The organism is Oscillospiraceae bacterium MB24-C1 (assembly GCA_030913685.1).
GTDB lineage: Bacteria > Bacillota > Clostridia > Oscillospirales > Ruminococcaceae > Yanshouia.
In genome coordinates, this window is record CP133187.1 from 2353374 (window position 1) to 2369611 (window position 16238).

General features: G+C 49.6%; 16 protein-coding genes. 9 read left to right on the forward strand and 7 right to left on the reverse strand.

Going from position 1 to position 16238, the window contains the following annotated elements; all coding sequences use genetic code 11:
* Positions 1 to 161 precede the first annotated feature (161 nt).
* From RBH76_11200 to RBH76_11225, 6 genes are all read right to left on the reverse strand, one after another.
* Positions 162 to 986, reverse strand: a complete 825-nt coding sequence (locus tag RBH76_11200) for a metal ABC transporter permease (protein WMJ83289.1) — start codon at positions 984 to 986, stop codon at positions 162 to 164.
* A 98-nt stretch (positions 987 to 1084) separates the two neighbouring features.
* Positions 1085 to 1783 (reverse strand): metal ABC transporter ATP-binding protein, encoded by a 699-nt coding sequence (locus RBH76_11205; protein ID WMJ85227.1) that lies wholly within the window; start codon positions 1781 to 1783, stop codon positions 1085 to 1087.
* A gap of 48 nt (positions 1784 to 1831) precedes the next feature.
* Positions 1832 to 2266 carry a transcriptional repressor gene (locus RBH76_11210; GenBank protein ID WMJ83290.1) on the reverse strand — a complete coding sequence of 145 codons (435 nt, stop codon included), beginning with the start codon at positions 2264 to 2266 and terminating at the stop codon, positions 1832 to 1834.
* Positions 2267 to 2494: 228 nt separating this feature from the next.
* Positions 2495 to 2791: a DUF2087 domain-containing protein gene (locus tag RBH76_11215; GenBank protein ID WMJ83291.1), complete on the reverse strand. Its 297-nt coding sequence runs from the start codon at positions 2789 to 2791 to the stop codon at positions 2495 to 2497.
* Positions 2792 to 3142, reverse strand: a complete 351-nt coding sequence (locus tag RBH76_11220) for a GIY-YIG nuclease family protein (protein ID WMJ83292.1) — start codon at positions 3140 to 3142, stop codon at positions 2792 to 2794. It lies immediately after the preceding gene.
* A 20-nt stretch (positions 3143 to 3162) separates the two neighbouring features.
* Entirely contained in the window at positions 3163 to 3393 is a 231-nt protein-coding gene (locus RBH76_11225) for a helix-turn-helix transcriptional regulator (GenBank protein ID WMJ83293.1), read from the reverse strand.
* Between the two features lie 312 nt (positions 3394 to 3705).
* On the opposite strand from RBH76_11225, the gene RBH76_11230 reads away from it, so the two are divergent.
* The 3 genes from RBH76_11230 to ppdK all read left to right on the forward strand — a co-directional run bounded on the left by RBH76_11230 (position 3706) and on the right by ppdK (position 8538).
* A complete protein-coding gene (locus RBH76_11230; protein ID WMJ83294.1) occupies positions 3706 to 4281 on the forward strand; it encodes a uracil-DNA glycosylase in 576 nt (191 codons plus the stop codon).
* 24 nt (positions 4282 to 4305) lie between these two features.
* Positions 4306 to 5517, forward strand: a complete 1212-nt coding sequence (dpaL, locus tag RBH76_11235) for a diaminopropionate ammonia-lyase (GenBank protein WMJ83295.1) — start codon at positions 4306 to 4308, stop codon at positions 5515 to 5517.
* A gap of 390 nt (positions 5518 to 5907) precedes the next feature.
* Positions 5908 to 8538: a pyruvate, phosphate dikinase gene (gene ppdK, locus RBH76_11240; GenBank protein WMJ83296.1), complete on the forward strand. Its 2631-nt coding sequence runs from the start codon at positions 5908 to 5910 to the stop codon at positions 8536 to 8538.
* A 98-nt stretch (positions 8539 to 8636) separates the two neighbouring features.
* Here ppdK and RBH76_11245 read toward each other — a convergent pair whose 3' ends face one another.
* Positions 8637 to 8876: a hypothetical protein gene (locus RBH76_11245; protein ID WMJ83297.1), complete on the reverse strand. Its 240-nt coding sequence runs from the start codon at positions 8874 to 8876 to the stop codon at positions 8637 to 8639.
* 705 nt (positions 8877 to 9581) lie between these two features.
* Here RBH76_11245 and RBH76_11250 point away from each other — a divergent pair.
* The 6 genes from RBH76_11250 to RBH76_11275 all read left to right on the forward strand — a co-directional run bounded on the left by RBH76_11250 (position 9582) and on the right by RBH76_11275 (position 16236).
* Positions 9582 to 10622, forward strand: coding sequence for a LacI family DNA-binding transcriptional regulator (locus RBH76_11250; GenBank protein ID WMJ83298.1), 1041 nt, complete (start codon positions 9582 to 9584; stop codon positions 10620 to 10622).
* 23 nt (positions 10623 to 10645) lie between these two features.
* A complete protein-coding gene (locus RBH76_11255) occupies positions 10646 to 11590 on the forward strand; it encodes an ABC transporter ATP-binding protein (GenBank protein WMJ85228.1) in 945 nt (314 codons plus the stop codon).
* A gap of 39 nt (positions 11591 to 11629) precedes the next feature.
* Entirely contained in the window at positions 11630 to 12328 is a 699-nt protein-coding gene (locus RBH76_11260) for an ABC transporter permease subunit (protein ID WMJ83299.1), read from the forward strand.
* 11 nt (positions 12329 to 12339) lie between these two features.
* Positions 12340 to 13737, forward strand: coding sequence for a GldG family protein (locus RBH76_11265; GenBank protein ID WMJ83300.1), 1398 nt, complete (start codon positions 12340 to 12342; stop codon positions 13735 to 13737).
* Complete coding sequence (locus tag RBH76_11270) at positions 13734 to 15071, forward strand: DUF4340 domain-containing protein (protein WMJ83301.1); 1338 nt, start codon at positions 13734 to 13736, stop codon at positions 15069 to 15071. The genes RBH76_11265 and RBH76_11270 overlap by 4 nt, the downstream gene beginning before the upstream one ends.
* 124 nt (positions 15072 to 15195) lie before the next feature.
* On the forward strand, positions 15196 to 16236 hold the full coding sequence (locus RBH76_11275; GenBank protein ID WMJ83302.1) for a C4-dicarboxylate TRAP transporter substrate-binding protein: 1041 nt from the start codon (positions 15196 to 15198) through the stop codon (positions 16234 to 16236).
* The last annotated feature ends 2 nt before the right edge of the window (positions 16237 to 16238 follow it).

The following is a 16238-nucleotide window of genomic DNA, read 5'->3' on the forward strand; positions in this document are numbered from 1 at the left end:
TGCCTGTGGGTATTTTAAATCTAAAATATTAATCCGCCTGGCGTGCCAAGCAAAAGTGTAAACACTATTCTAAGTGTCAAGCAAATCAGCCCCCGATGCATGCAGCAAATTGTTTTTCTTATATTAACCTATTTTTGTTGAATATGCAACAAAAAAGCGGACTATCTGCCGCGTTTTAAGACAATGCCAAGCAGTGAAAAGACGATGAACACCATGAGATTGGTTATGACGACGCTTGCACCGGCCGGCGTGTTAAAAACAAACGAGATCATGATGCCGGTGCAAAAGCTGAACACCGAAACAACAGCCGCGCAGATGACAACCCCTTTAAAGCTGAAGAACAGCCGCATGGCTGAAAGGGCCGGAAATATAACAAGACTAGAAATGAGCAGCGCGCCCATCATGCGCATGCCAACCACTACCGTCACGGCGGTGAGCAACGCAAGCAGCGTGTTGTAGGCGCCCACCCGTACGCCGGTTGCCCGGCCAAACGCCTCATCAAAGGTTACAGCAAATATGCGGTGGTAGCAAAAAACATAAAGTGACAACACCACCGCCGAGAGTACAGCGGCAAATATAACGTCGCTCTTACTCATGGCCAGCACGCTGCCGAAAAGATAGCCGTGGATATCGGCGTTGATTCCGGAGGATAGCGAGGCCGCCATAACGCCCACCGCCAGCGCTGAAGAAGAAATCATCGCGATGGCCGCGTCGCCGCGCATCGACCCTTCGGCACTGATGCGCAGCAACAGAAACGCCGACAGCATCACAACCGGCACCGCTACCACCAGCGGCGCGATATTCAATGCCATTGCGATCGCCACCGCACCAAAACCAACGTGGGAAAGCCCGTCTCCAATCATAGAATAGCGCTTGAGCACTAGACTGACCCCCAGCAGCGCAAGGCACAGTGAAACCAGAATGCCCACCATTATTGCGCGCGTCATAAATCCATACGAAAACATTGTCATAACAAGGTTAAGCATTCAATTGTTCCTCCAGAAATTTCGGGCAAAGAAAAACTAAAAGCCCGCCAAAATTGCGCAGGGGTTGCACCGCCTCTAAAAATACCCGGGGTATCTTGTTATGCATCTGCTTTTTCCCCCAGAAGGCGACGTGCCGCATCACTTTTATAATAGTCCTCAACCGGGCCGAAAAAGGCGCAGCCGTTGGCCATGTGCAAAATTTTGCCCGCGCGGCGCGCCGCTTGCAGGTCGTGAAGCACCATCAGGATTGTAACGCCATGCTGTTTGTTGAGATGATTGATAATGCCATAAAGCTCAGCCGCCGCCGATGGGTCCAGCGCCGCCGCAGGCTCGTCGAGCAGCAGCAGCTTATCGGTGGCGCAAAGCGCCCGCGCCAACAGTACACGCTGGTGCTGTCCGCCCGAAAGCGCTCTAAACGAACGTTTTTTTAAGTCCAGCGCCCCTAGCTGTGTCAGCGCCTTTTCGGCACGGGCCTTATCAGCCGCCGAATAAAATGGGCTGTGACCGCTTGCCCCGAGGCAGCCCGAAAGCACCACCTCCCAAACCGAGGCGGGGAAGTCGCGTTGTGCCATCGATTGCTGCGGCAGGTAGCCGATCTCTCGCGGGGTGACGCCATTCATGACTATTTCGCCCGAGCGCGGTTGTTGCAGCCCCAAAAGCGCTTTGACCAGCGTCGATTTGCCCGAGCCGTTTTCTCCGACGATGCAGATATAATCCCCAGCTTCGACCGAAAACGAAAGATTTTCAATAGCAATGTGCGCACCATAGCTCATGGTTAAATTTTTACACTCTATCATCGGCACGGTTCATTCATCCCCTTGTGGCGATTGCGCCCTTTTTGGTTTCTAGTCATTCTTTTTCTCCTTTTGCTGTGCGCGACGCTTATCAGTACACTGTGCGCAGCAGCCCACCAAAACGATTTGCGCTGCGTCTAGCTCAAATCCATGCTCTTTATAAACATGATCGGGCAGCTTGTCCAGATATTTGCATTCCAGATGGGTCAACGCGCCGCAATACGCACATTTCAGGTGGTAATGCTGAGGCTGCGGCTCGGGCTGATATTCAAAGCAGGCACTTTTGCCCTCGCCAAACTGGTACTTTTTGACGCAACCCTGCGCAATCAATCGCTCAAGACAACGATAGACCGTTGCCTTGCCAACCGGCCTGCCATAGCGCTGTAAAAGCGTTGCAATCTCATCAGCGGTAAAATGTTCGCCGATGTGCGCTTTTAACAGCTCCAATATCACGGCTCGCTGCCATGTCTTATAGCCCCCGGCCATCGCACAGACCCCCTATCCCTGAAAGCTTATTAATATCAATTTGAGTTTCGTTTTCATATTTTATGCCGCTGCAGCAAAAAAGTCAAGAAAAGCGATTATAATACTGATTTTCCACTAAAAAATCAGATTCCTTTTTGCTGTATTTTCTGTCGCTTTGTGTCGGTCGCATCGTTTTTGGATAAAAGATTGCTCCCGATAGAAACTCGTCGTATAAAAACGCAGAGCGAATTACCGCTCTGCGTTTAAAGCAATTCTAATTTCTCCCGGCTTCCAGTAGCTCGAACCATCCGGCTTTCGGCAAAGCAGACCGCTGTCGATAAGCTCACGCCGGAGGATAAAATAATCGTTAAAGGTGTGCCACTGCGTGCAGATGGCATTGACCGATTTTTCGGTATAGGTGCTGCCCGCTTCAAATTTTTCCGCCAGATAGCTCAGCACGGCCGCTCGAGGAACAGCTCGCTTTGGCAACTGTATAATTCGGCCCGAAGCATCAAGAAACCTCTTGATATCTGTGTTTTGTTGCATTTAGACTCCTCCATTTGTTTGTGCGTTGCGTCTTTCGGACCACAGCTCTAACAAAACGGCAACGTCGCCGGAAAACTCCCGGTCGGTTTGCGCCTCTTTCTTTTTGATCTCTTCAAGCACCTCAAAAGAAAAAGCCGACGCGCCGTGCTGCTTCCACGCCTGAGCCATGCAAGTTTCAGGGCAGGAATTAGTTGAGCATGAAAAAGAAAAACGATTTTTAGAACCCTGCATGTCGGTCGTCGACCGAATCCACGCGGCATCGGCAGCCTCGCATCGGATACAAAATACACCGCCGATCACTGTTCTATTTTTATACTGCGTTTTAAGCGCTTTTTTAGCGTGTGCATCCATTACTAAAACCTTCTTTCTGACTATTTTTGAAAACGGTCACTTCTTCGGTAGCACATCAGCAACGCCCGTACGTCCATATCTAAAATTTCCGCCAGCATTAAAAGCAGCGAAACGTCGGGCAGGCCGGTGCCGCGCTCCCATTTTGAAACAGCTTTGTCGCTGAGGCCCATTTTTTCGGCAAGCTGTTTTTGTGTCATGCCGCGCGCCAAACGTGCTTGGCGAATGATAATACCCGCTGTGCTATCTTTCATCATTTTCACCCCGCAAAAATATCGTAATGCCCGGCGGCAGAAAAAACAATAAACGCTCCGTAGAGTTGTGATTGGCGCAGGCAAAAATTACATTTGTTGGTGGTCTATTTATAAAAATCTGTCCGTACAAAACCGGATGTTTGCTGGATGACAAACTGTTTGCAGCATGCTATACTGATGTTAAATTTCGGCTGGTCTGAGCGGGCCGCCACAGGAGCATTTCTCCTTTGAAGTGCAACAATAGCATCAGGCCAGATATTCGCTGAATGGCAATTATTCGGTGGGGAACAGGCCTTTACGGAGGGAATAGATATGGCAAACAGTTTAGCGGAGCTTAGGGAGACACTGAAAAATTGCAAGGGCTGCCGCCTGTGTGAGCAGCGGAACAACGTCGTTTTCGGCGTTGGGCCTGCGCACGCACGGGTCATGCTCATCGGTGAGGGGCCCGGCCAGAACGAAGATGAAAAAGGTGAACCGTTTGTCGGCAGGGGCGGCATTCTGCTGGATAAAATGTTGGACGCCGTGGGGCTTTCCAGAGAGACGAACGTCTTTATCGCCAACATGGTCAAGTGCCGCCCACCCCAAAACCGCGACCCACAGTCCGACGAGATGGAAGCCTGCTTGCCTTTTTTACGCGAACAGGTGCGTTTGCTTCGCCCGCGCATCATCGTCTGCGTGGGGCGCATCTCGGCCCAGAGGTTGATTTCCGCCGATTTCAAGGTCACAAAACAGCACGGTGAGTTTTTTGACAAAAACGGTGTGCTGATGATGGGGACGTTTCACCCGGCCGCTCTGCTGCGCAACCCCAACCAGAAGCCGATGGCGTTTGAGGACTGGTTGAAGCTGCGCGAGGTGATCAAAAAGGAATGTCCCGAGGTTTATCAATAAACAATAAAACTTGGAGGAAACGTAATGAGTAAAGTGTTGTGGAGAAAAAACACCCTACCTAAAACCGACGACCGTTATCTCTCGTTGATGGACATACAATCGGTAGAAAGTGCGTTGGCCTTTCACCGCAGCTTCCCCGAATATTCTGTCACCCCGCTGCGGCAGCTTGAGGGTTTTGCCAAAGAGCTGGGGCTGGGCGGGCTTTATGTCAAGGATGAATCTTACCGCTTTGGTTTAAATGCTTTTAAAGTTCTGGGGGGCTCTTTTGCCATCGGCAAATTTGTCGCCGCGCAGCTCGGGCGCGATATCAGCCAGGTGGATTACGCATTTCTGACGTCCCCGGAATTTAAAGACACCTTTGCGCCCTGCACCTTTTTTACTGCCACAGACGGCAACCACGGGCGTGGGGTGGCTTGGTCGGCTGACCGCCTTGGGCAAAAAGCCGTCGTGCTCATGCCTGAAGGCACCGTTAAAAGCCGTTATGAGAACATCAAAAAGCTCGGCGCAGATGTCACGATAGAAAAGCTCAATTATGATGATTGCGTACGCAAGGCCGCGATGCTGTCGGCACAAATTCCCGCCAGTGTGGTGGTGCAGGACACCGCTTGGGACGGTTATGAGGAAATTCCGACACATATCATGCAGGGCTATGGGACGCTTATTGCCGAGGCGGTTGATCAAATGACACAGGAGGGCATTGTGCCGACACACGTGTTTGTGCAAGCTGGTGTCGGTTCGCTGGCGGCGGCAGTACAGGGCTACCTCGTCAACCGATTCCCGGAAAACACACCGAAGGTTGTGGTCATGGAATGCCGCGCCGCCGACTGCTTCTATCGCTCGGCTGTTGCGGGAGATGGCGAAGCAGAGGCGGTGGGCGGTGCACTTAATTCGATTATGGCCGGGCTCTGCTGCGGTGAGGCTAGCCCCATCGCCTGGGATATTCTGAAAAACCACGCTGCGGCGTTTTGCTCCTGCGATGACAGCGTGTCGGCTGCGGGCATGCGCCGGCTCTCCGCCCCCGTCGCAGGTGACCCTCGCATTATTTCGGGCGAAAGCGGTGCGGTGGGCACGGGGCTTGTCGACCTTATCTGCCGCTGTGACGACTATATCGACTTGAAAAACGCGCTGGGCATCGATGCAACGTCGCAGGTGCTGTTGATTTCCACCGAGGGAGACACAGACCCCGAGTGCTATCGCGCCATTGTTTGGGATGGGGCTTACCCCAGTGCAGACTAGCACCTATCCGGCCTTTATAGCAAACCCTTGACCGGTTCAGATTAACGACAACGATGTAGTGGTTTGAACGCCGAAATTCGATGTAATTTTAACATTCAATATTGATTTTTACGTTGTTGCACAACCCTTTACTGCATTTTATCACTAAAGCACAGCTGAATTGTTTGATATTTTATGTAATAGTAATAGTTTTTGATGTTAATCCTGCATATTGCCTGTCAGAATGCGAAATATCTTGCTCGTTATGTAGAAATAATTGCTTTAATTTGGTATAATATCGGTATAAATCAAGCCATAATGGCATTGTGCGCCTTTCATTGCGGTTGTTTCAATTTTATATGCTTTTTCCACGTGGAAAGCAATTGTCAAATATGTATGGAGGGAAACTACATGAGTAAAAAATTTGTCTACCTGTTCTCAGAAGGCAACGGAAAAATGCGCGAGCTGCTTGGCGGCAAAGGTGCTAACCTTGCCGAGATGACCACCCTCGGCATGCCGGTTCCGCAGGGCTTCACCATCAGCACCGAAGCCTGCACCCAGTATTACACCGACGGCCAGAAAATCAACGATGATATCAAGGCTCAGATTTTTGAGAGCCTCGCCGCTCTTGAGAAGATTTCCGGCAAAAAGTTCGGCGATCTCGAAAATCCGCTGCTTGTCTCGGTTCGTTCGGGCGCGCGTGCGTCGATGCCTGGCATGATGGATACCATCCTGAACCTTGGCTTGAACGACGAGGTTGTTGAGGCATTCGCCAAAAAGACCAACAACCCCCGCTTTGCTTATGACTCCTACCGCCGTTTCATCCAGATGTATTCCGACGTTGTTATGGAGGTCGGTAAGGCTTATTTTGAAAAGCTCATCGACGAGATGAAGGAGAAGAAGGGCGTCACACAGGACACCGATCTTACCGCCGACGACCTCAAGGAACTGGCTGGCCTGTTCAAGGCTGAGTACAAGGCCAAGAAGGGCGTTGATTTCCCCTCCGACCCCAAAGAACAGCTCATGGGCGCCATCATGGCGGTTTTCCGTTCCTGGGATAACCCCCGCGCTATTTACTACCGCCGTATGAACGACATTCCTTCCTCCTGGGGCACCGCTGTCAACGTACAGATGATGGTGTTCGGCAACACCGGCGACACCTCCGGCACCGGCGTTGCATTCACCCGTAACCCCGCCACCGGCGAGAAGAAGCTGTTCGGTGAGTTCTTGATGAATGCGCAGGGCGAAGACGTTGTTGCAGGCGTCCGTACCCCCCAGTCCATTGAGCATCTCAAGGAAATCATGCCCCAGGCATATGACCAGTTTGTCGAAATCTGTGACCGCCTTGAAAAGCATTATCGCGATATGCAGGACATGGAGTTCACCATTGAAGATAAGAAGCTTTATATGCTTCAGACCAGAAATGGCAAGCGCACCGCCGCCGCTGCGCTTCAAATTGCTTGCGACCTTGTCGACGAGGGCATGATCTCCGAGAAGGAAGCCGTTATGATGATCGACCCCAAGCAGCTTGACGCCGTGCTGCATCCCCAGTTTGACACCACCGCCCTCAAGGCCGCCAAGCCGATCGGTAGTGCGCTGCCCGCTTCGCCCGGTGCCGCCTGCGGACAGGTCGTCTTCACCGCTGAGGCCGCTGTTGAGTGGGCGGAATCCGGCAAGAAGGTCATTCTGGTTCGCCTTGAGACCTCTCCTGAGGATATCGCCGGTATGCACGTTGCACAGGGCATCCTGACCGTGCGCGGCGGCATGACCTCCCACGCCGCTGTTGTTGCGCGCGGCATGGGCACCTGCTGTGTTGCAGGCTGCGGCGACATTAAGATTGACGAAAATGCCAAGGTCTTCACCCTTGGCGGCAAGACCTTCCACGAGGGCGACTTTATCTCGCTCGACGGTTCGACCGGCAACATCTATGGCGAAGCCATCAAGACGGTTGAGGCTTCTATCTCCGGTAACTTCGGCCGCCTGATGGCTTGGGCTGACAGCTACCGCAGTCTCAAGGTTCGCACCAATGCCGACACTCCGTTTGACGCTGCGCAGGCTGTCAAGTTTGGCGCTCAGGGCATTGGCTTAACCAGAACCGAGCACATGTTCTTCGAGGCTGACCGCATCCCCGCTATGCGCGAGATGATCGTATCCAAGAACGAGGCACAGCGCCGCGCCGCGCTCAAGAAGCTTCTGCCGATGCAGCGCAGCGACTTTGAGGGCATCTATGAGGCGATGGCTGGACGCCCTGTTACCATTCGCTTCCTCGATCCGCCCCTGCATGAGTTCCTCCCCCACGAAGATGAGGACATCAAGACGCTTGCCGCCGACATGGGCCTGACCTTTGAGGAGCTCAAGACCACCGTTGAGTCTTTGCATGAATTTAACCCCATGATGGGCCACCGCGGCTGCCGTCTGGCGGTTTCTTATCCCGAGATTGCCGAGATGCAGACCACCGCTGTCATCGAGGCTGCCATCAACGTCAAGAAGGCGCATCCCGACTGGGAGATGGTGCCCGAAATCATGATTCCGTTGGTTGGCGAAATCAAGGAGCTGCAGTATGTTAAGTCGGTTGTCGTCAAGACTGCTGATGAGATCATCGCCAAGAGCGGCGTGGATCTTAAATACCTCGTTGGCACCATGATCGAGATTCCGCGTGCTGCGCTGACTGCAGACGAAATTGCCAAGGACGCGCAGTTCTTCTCGTTTGGCACCAACGACCTGACCCAGATGACCTTCGGCTTCTCGCGTGACGACGCCGCTGCGTTCCTCGGCGCTTACTACGACAAGAAGATCTATGAGCAGGATCCCTTTGCCCGTCTGGATCAGACCGGCGTAGGCAAGCTCGTTGAGATGGCTGTCAAGCTTGGCCGTGAGACCCGCCCCGACATCAAGCTGGGCATCTGCGGCGAGCACGGCGGTGACCCGTCCTCGGTTGAGTTCTGCCACAAGGTCGGCCTCGACTATGTCTCCTGCTCGCCCTACCGCGTGCCGATTGCACGTCTGGCAGCAGCGCAAGCTGCAATAAAATTCTCTAAGTAGTTTAATATACGAAAAGACATTGCATCTCAAATAAGAGTTGCAATGTCTTTTTTTATTATGATAATTATATTTTGCATTTTGGTGTTATGCTCATAATCTTAGTTATCCGCTTTGGAAAAAACACCCCACAAAGATAAAATAATACCTGTCATCAGCAAAATAGCACCAATGACCAACATCGGGAACAAGCCTAAATTAGACACTGTTTGCCAATATTTACCTAATCGTGTATTCCATTCTGTTGTATTTTCTAAACCTATACTTGCTATTAAAGATGAAAACAGCAACATCAAAACGCCTGTAATCTTAAAGCCTATCCCGGCTATTATTTTTTTCATATTTGTTTCAACCTTTCATTGTTTAATTAGTCCTTGGTAATATTATACTATCAAATAAACTTGCACACAACCTAATTATAATGTGCCATAATGAAGTAAAAAGTGTGCCATAATACAATAAAATCCAGATAGCTCTATTAGGGTCGCACTCCTACAGGCCGCCATCAAAAGCCCCAGATAATATAGACTAAAAAAAGGACACTGCCGATCGGCAGTGTCCTTTTTTGCATGTTTTACAACTTCGTATTTTGCTCATTTTATTCATTTCGCCAGCCTTCACCGCATGGTCTTTTCTTCTGAAACTTGTGCTATTTAAACCTAAATTCATAAATTTATGTGTTAAAATGCCTATTGATTAAAAAAATTAACTTTATTATAATAAAAATGTTACCAATATATAGAAAAGGTTTTCTGGCGTCTTTAAACAAAGAAAACATTGCAAAATTTAGCTTTTAAAATCAGGGCATAGAAAATGCCGAGAGTTCGCCAAAAAATTTGTCTTGGGGCAAGCCGATTCTCGTTTGTCAGCCAGGTACATCTTTCAAGGTAAATACCATATTTTAGGTCTGTTACCGTAGACTTCAGTATAAGCTTTTCGGTACCCGAACAAACCTTGGCCCCGAACGGAAGATTTGCGAACTTGTCACTGCACTTCGTATTTCTGTGCGGTATTGTCCTTTAATTTTTTGCTTTTGGAGAGAAAACATGTCGCATATAACAGTTTTTGATGTTGCTCGGCGTTGTGGCCTATCCCCAACAACGGTATCTCGTGTATTGAACAATACGGATTATCCGGTCAGCGAACAGGCACGCCAAAAGGTTTTGCAGGCCAGTAAAGAGCTAGACTATTCTCCGAACCCGGCTGGCAGAATGCTTAAAACAAAAAAAAATTATGATATCGGCCTGATCGTTCCCAATATTTCAAATTACACATATGCTATTTTGGCAACCGGTGTACAAAAGGTTGCAGCGGCATACGGATATCAAGTGATTCTTTGCACCTCTTTCGACAGTGTGGAGATGGAGCGAAAAAATATTGAGCTTCTACGGAAAAAACAAGTAGCTGGCATTGTACTGGTAACCCTGGACTGGACGGGGGATAACATTGCATATGCGGTAAGCAAAAAGCTGCGTATCGTAGCAGCAGAACAGGCAGTGCAAAATGTCGATTGTCCCCGGGTGCTGGCAGATCATTTTCATATTCCTTTTATGATTATGGACTATCTGGTTCAAATGGGGCATCGGGACATTGCGTTTCTTTCGGCCCCGCTTGATCGCCCCAGCCGTAAATTACTGTATAGCGGGTATCAGGAGGCAGGAGAAAAAATGAAACAGGTCTGCCGTACACAAGCGCTGTTTGCAACACTGGAGCCAGACGCGCAGGGGCCGAGCTTTCAGCAGCATATTGCCTACGGTATGGAGCTTGGGCAGCGCCTGCTGCAGCAAAGCACAATGCCAACCGCAATCTTTTGCAATAACGATATGGTGGCGCTGGGCGCTTTACAAAAGCTGATTACTTGTGGCGTAAGGGTTCCAGACGATGTAAGCTTGGTTGGAATCGACAATTCGCCCTATTCACAACTTCCATATATGCCGATATCCTCGGTGGATGAGAACGTATCCAAAACCGGGCAGGAAGCAGCAAAGATGCTGTTTGCACTGATTAAAGGAAAAGAACAGGAAAATCCGGAACGGATCATTGAAGCGACTTTGGTCGCAAGGGGAAGTGTTCGGGATCTGCGTTAAGAAAAGGTGGAAATGTGGCGAGTATGCTTTCAGTAGAACACATTACAAAAAATTACGGGGGCAACAGCGCCATAGCAGATGTAACGTTTGCGGCAAAATCGGGCGAGGTTGTGGGGCTGATCGGCCATAACGGTTCCGGCAAGTCCACCACGATGAATATCGTTACCGGCTACCTAACGCCTACCTCGGGGCGGGTGATGGTTGAAAAAACCGATGTTGCACAGAGCCCACTTGTGGCGCGTAGCAAAATTGGGTTTATGCCGGAGAATCCGCCGCTTTATTTTGACATGACAGTGGAAGAGCAGTTAGGATTTGCCTGTGCATTGCGCAAAATTAAACGGGCGGATCGAGCAGCGGAGATTCAACGAGCAAGCCGCCTTGCAGATGTTGAGGGGGCACGCGGGCGGTTAATTCGCAATTTGTCCAAGGGTTATCGCCAGCGTATCGGTCTTGCGCAGGCATTGATTGGTAATCCGCCGGTGCTTATTTTAGACGAACCGACAGCAGGGCTAGACCCGCAGCAGATTCTTGAAGTTCGCGAAGTAATCCTTTCGCTTCGCCGCGATCATACCATCCTCCTCAGCAGCCATATCCTGTCGGAAATCGCTGCAGTATGCGACCGGCTGGTCATTTTGAGCAACGGCAGGGTGGTGGCTGACGATACAGCAGCTATGCTGCTTCAAAATCACAAAAAATGCCCCCGATACAGGGCACGCGTCACAGGCAATTTAGAAAACATAAAGGCGCTACTGGATGCTTCCGGCTGGGCAAAATCTTGTGAAATTCAGCGCTGTACGTCAGACGGCGTACAAGAAGTACTGTTTACGGCAGATGGGGCAAAGGTTTTTGAAAGCTTCTATTTGATTGTGCAATATACAAACAGTGAGTTGACTGCATTTGAGCCGATTCAGCCTAGTTTGGAGGAAGTTTTTCTCTCGCTAACGAAAGATCATCGGTACCAAAAATAAAATCACGTGCACGGTTGTACATAAAAGGAAGTGAACCCTATGGGTGCAGTTTTTGAAAAAGAATTTCGACAATATGCAAGCTCCATGATGGGGGCAATATTTCTGGCTGCTTTTTTTGCCCTTACCGGATATTACTTCGTAATTGGGAATTTGTATTCACAAAATGGGGACATTAGCACCTTGTTCACCTCGGTTTTGATGATGTCGATGTTCCTGTGTCCGGCGTTGACCATGCGGTTGCTTGCCGAAGAAAAGAAAATGGGTACCGATCAAATGTTGTTTACTGCGCCGGTGTCGTTATTCGATGTGGTGCTAGGGAAGTTCTTGGCTTGCTGGTGTTTTTTTTTGTGCGCTAGCCTTGTAATTGTTCTGGATATCGCAATTTTGGCGGCGTATGGTTGCTTTCAACCATTGGTGGCAATTGGAAACCTTGTTGGTTTGTGGTTGTCCGGCGCGGCGTTCCTTGCCATTGGAATGTTTTTATCCTCGTTAACAGAAAATCAGCTGGTGGCGGCAATTTTAACCTATAGCATCCTGCTGGGACTATGGCTACTAGACTTTTTGCAATCCTATCTTTCCAACCCAATTTTGCTGGGGAGTGTTCGTTATCTCTCTTATCGGCAGCACTATGCAGAGTTGTCGTCAGGGATCTTTAGCTTGTCTACGTTTGTTTACTGTGTGGGCGTCTGCCTTCTGTTTTTAGCGTTGACAGTCCTGCGGCTCAAGCGTGAGCATTGATGGAGGGAGAAATGAGCGGAAGTATAAAGCTAAAAAACAAAGGATATAATGCGCTGACCGTACTGTTGATTCTTTTGTTTATCGCTACCAGTGTATGTGCCTATATCCTGACAGACCGCTTTGGTCTAAAACTGGACTTAACAGAAAACCGCCTTTATACGCTTACGGATACCACCCACAATCTTGTAGAAAATTTATCCGCCCCGGTTGTGATTACCGTATTTAACACCGAAACGGAATTTCTTACGCTGCCGCGCGAGTTGTTGCGCCGTTATGACCGTTTAAGCAGCAAACTGTCGGTACGTTACTGCGATCCTTATCTTCAGCCTGCGCTGGTACAGGGATATCGGGAAAAGGGATATGATGTGGAGTTGAACTCCATCATGGTGGAAAGTGGCGAGCTTGATCGTTATATGACTTTAATGGACCTTTATAAAATGGATTCATCTGGTGAAAAAGTGCAAGGTCTTGTGGCGGAACAGATGCTGACCTCGGCTATTGCTGGGGTGACAGCCCAACGAAAACCGCTGGTGCAGTTTACCGATGGCCATAACGAACAGCCGTCGCAGGCGCTGTTAAATGTCTTTACACGCAACAATTATGAGCTGTCTTATACGATGCTCTCGGTACTGGGTGTAGATCCGCAAGCAGATACGTTGGTGATCGCCGCGCCCACCCGTGATTTTTCCAAAGAGGATACAGCTGCGGTGGAGCAATATCTGGAGCAGGGCGGAAGTGTAATGGTTTTTCTTGAGCCGGGCAGTACGGCCTTCCCAAACCTGTTCGACCTGCTGGCAGACTGGGGAATCGGCGTAAGCGACCAAACCGTGTTGGAACCTCAGTTGTATGTCTCCGCAAGTCGCTTGAATGTGGCTGCTACTTATGCCAACCACCCCATCAATCAGTTTTTTGCTGACAACCGCTACTATGTGATCAGCCCGTCCAGCCGCGCATTGCTACCGTTGTACGAAAAGCGAGGCGGCGTGACAACGCAGCAGGTATTGATTTCGTCCAGTAAATCTTATGCGCAAACGCATGTCGAAAGTGAAGATTCAAAAGTGCCGGAAGCGTATGGCCCATTTGTTTTAGCAATGACATCGCAGCGAGAGGTAAGCACACAATCAAACAGCAAGTCTGCACGCCTGTTTGTTTCCGGCAGCAAAAATATTTACGGGGACGATTTGTTACAAAGCAGTAGTCTAGCAAATAATAACTTTCTAGTTCGAAGCGCATCTTGGTGTCTGGAAGAAGAGCCATTGCTGGATATCCCAGATAAAGCGCTTGATACAGAATATCTCCCCATTTTGGCGGGTGAGGCGCATTTGTTTGCGCTGATTCTCCAAGGAATTCTGCCTATGGCAGTGCTAATTTTTGGCGCTTATGTTTATTTGCGCAGGAGGCACTTATGAACACGGCAGAGCAAAGGCTGGCCCGCTGGGCCGTAGCAGCAATTGTTATCTTGATCGTTGGCAGCGTTGTGCTGTGCTTTATTCCTCCGACAGAAGTTGCACAGCATGAAAGCAGCGCGGTAACGGATATAAGCGTGGCGGAACTTTCCGCTATTGCGATAAAAAATCAATCTGGTGGCTTTGGCCTGGTCGTCGAGCCCCAGGGAGTTTCGATTCTGGATGTAGCCGATGTGCCTTTGTCAGCCAGCGCCCTAAAGGTTTTTGTCTACCAACTGGCACATCTTAGCGCAGAGCGTGTGATAGGCGTACCAGATCACTGGAAAGAGTTTGGGCTTGAAACCCCTGACACCTATGCAGTTCTGCTTCGAGCAGATGGCAGCCGCATTCGATTGTATCTGGGCAACCAAAGTCCGCTGGAGGACGGATGGTATCTACGGCGTGAAGACAGCGATACGCTTTACCTTGTCAGTGACCAGATTGCGGATATGATGCGTTATACCGTGAATGATTTTCGCAATTTGCAACTGTTTGCGGGGGTTGCAGCCAATCAATTTACAGATTTCTCCTACATAAAAATTCAACGAGCAGGCGACGAAGTGGTGGTTCAGTGCGATACCACAGACGAAACGCTTCATTTTACGGTGGAAAAGCCATTTCAAGCAACGCTGGATTGGCAAACCGCAGTGCAAACACTTCTGACTCCGCTGACAAAAGTCGAGCCAATTCGATTTGTAAGTGACAGCAAACCGTTGTCTTATTATGGGCTGGACCAGCCGCTTTATCATATGGAGGTGTCCTACGGGGGCCAGACTTCGCGGTTGGTTTTTTCCCACGCAGATGAACTGCACTATTACTGCGCGGCAGAAAATGATACTACCGTCGTCAAGGTGGAGAAAGCAGATTTTGCGTTTTTGGACGTGCGCGCTACAGATCTACTTGGTACATCTCTTTATGCTAGAACAGCAGCAGAAACCGAAAACGTGACGATTGTGTCTTCTGATAAACGATACAGTGTTGATTTTACAGGACAGGGAACAGCGCTGCAAGGTACTTGTGGCAACCGACTGCTATCACAACAAGAGGTTGTCAAGCTATACGGCCAGTTAACCAATATCCCCATTGCCGAAGAATTGCCTTATGGGCAGGAGTTAACTGCAAAAAGTTTTGTCACCTTGGTTTTTACCATGCGAGATGGAACGGTAGACACCGTTGCGTTGGTTCCTCTTTCGGAGCGACGGTGTGCGGTGGTAGTCAATGGGCAGGCAACGCACACCACCTATCTTGCTTCTGCAAGGGAAATATTAAATGCGGCGACTCTATTTCTAGGAAAGTAATTACTTTCCTAGAAATATGGGCATATCGTTTTTATAAATAGAAAACCTTTTCTGTTATGGCTTTATTGTGTATTTCGGCTAAGTGCCGTTATATAAAAATAAAAATGTAGAAGGAGTATGAAAAATGAAAAGAACGCTTACCTTAGTTTTGGCAGCTGTAATGGTGCTGTCGCTTGTTGCTTGTGGCACATCCGGGGCATCGTCTACTCCATCGTCCGCTGCATCAGCATCCTCGCAAAACGCCGCTGGGGAATCGGCAGAGAAAGCCTCTATGTCGTTTGCCAACACCCAGCCCGAAGCCGATGTGGAAACACAAGCTTTGTTTGAATGCGAAACCCAGATCGAGGCGGCCACCAACGGCAACTTTGCAATTGAAGTTTACCCCAACTCTTCCATGGGCGATACCGACGATTTGCTGGAGCAAGCCATTGAAGGCGCTGCAGTGCTGACCATTACCGATCCCGGCCGTCTGGCAGACTATATTCCGGAATACGGTATTCTCCAGATGCCTTACTTCATGCCGGACTATACCTACATCAACCCCGTTACCTCAACAGATAAGGTAAAAGAGTGGGAAGCTGGATTTGAAGAATTTGGCGTAAAGGTCCTGACATCCAACTGGTATGGCGGCACCCGGCATTTTGTGTGTAACACGGAAGTAAACGTTCCTGCGGATCTGAATGGCCTGAAGATTCGTACCATGGGCAGTGATCTGTGCATCCAGTCTGTAAATGCAATGGGCGCTGTGGGCACCGCGATGTCGCAGTCGGAAATTTACTCTGGCATCGAACAGAAGGCAATTGACGGATGCGAAAACCAGAATACCTCTACTTATGCAATGCGCCTTTACGAGATTCAAAGCTACATTAATAAAACCGGACATTTCATTCTGTTGGGTACCCCGGCTATGGGAACGACCTATTTTAACTCTTTATCTGCCGAGAACCAGCAGCTTCTGGTAGATACCTTTACCAAGGTGGGCACCGATTATCAGAAAATCTGTGTTGAGCAGGAAGCTGAGTTTGAAAAGGAAATGAAAGAAAAAGGCATGACAATCAACGAAATAGATACAACTCCGTTTAAAGAGGCTGTTCAGCCTGTTTACACCCAGCTTGGCTACGATACACTGCGCGATGAGATATATGCAGAAATCGGCCTGAGCTGATT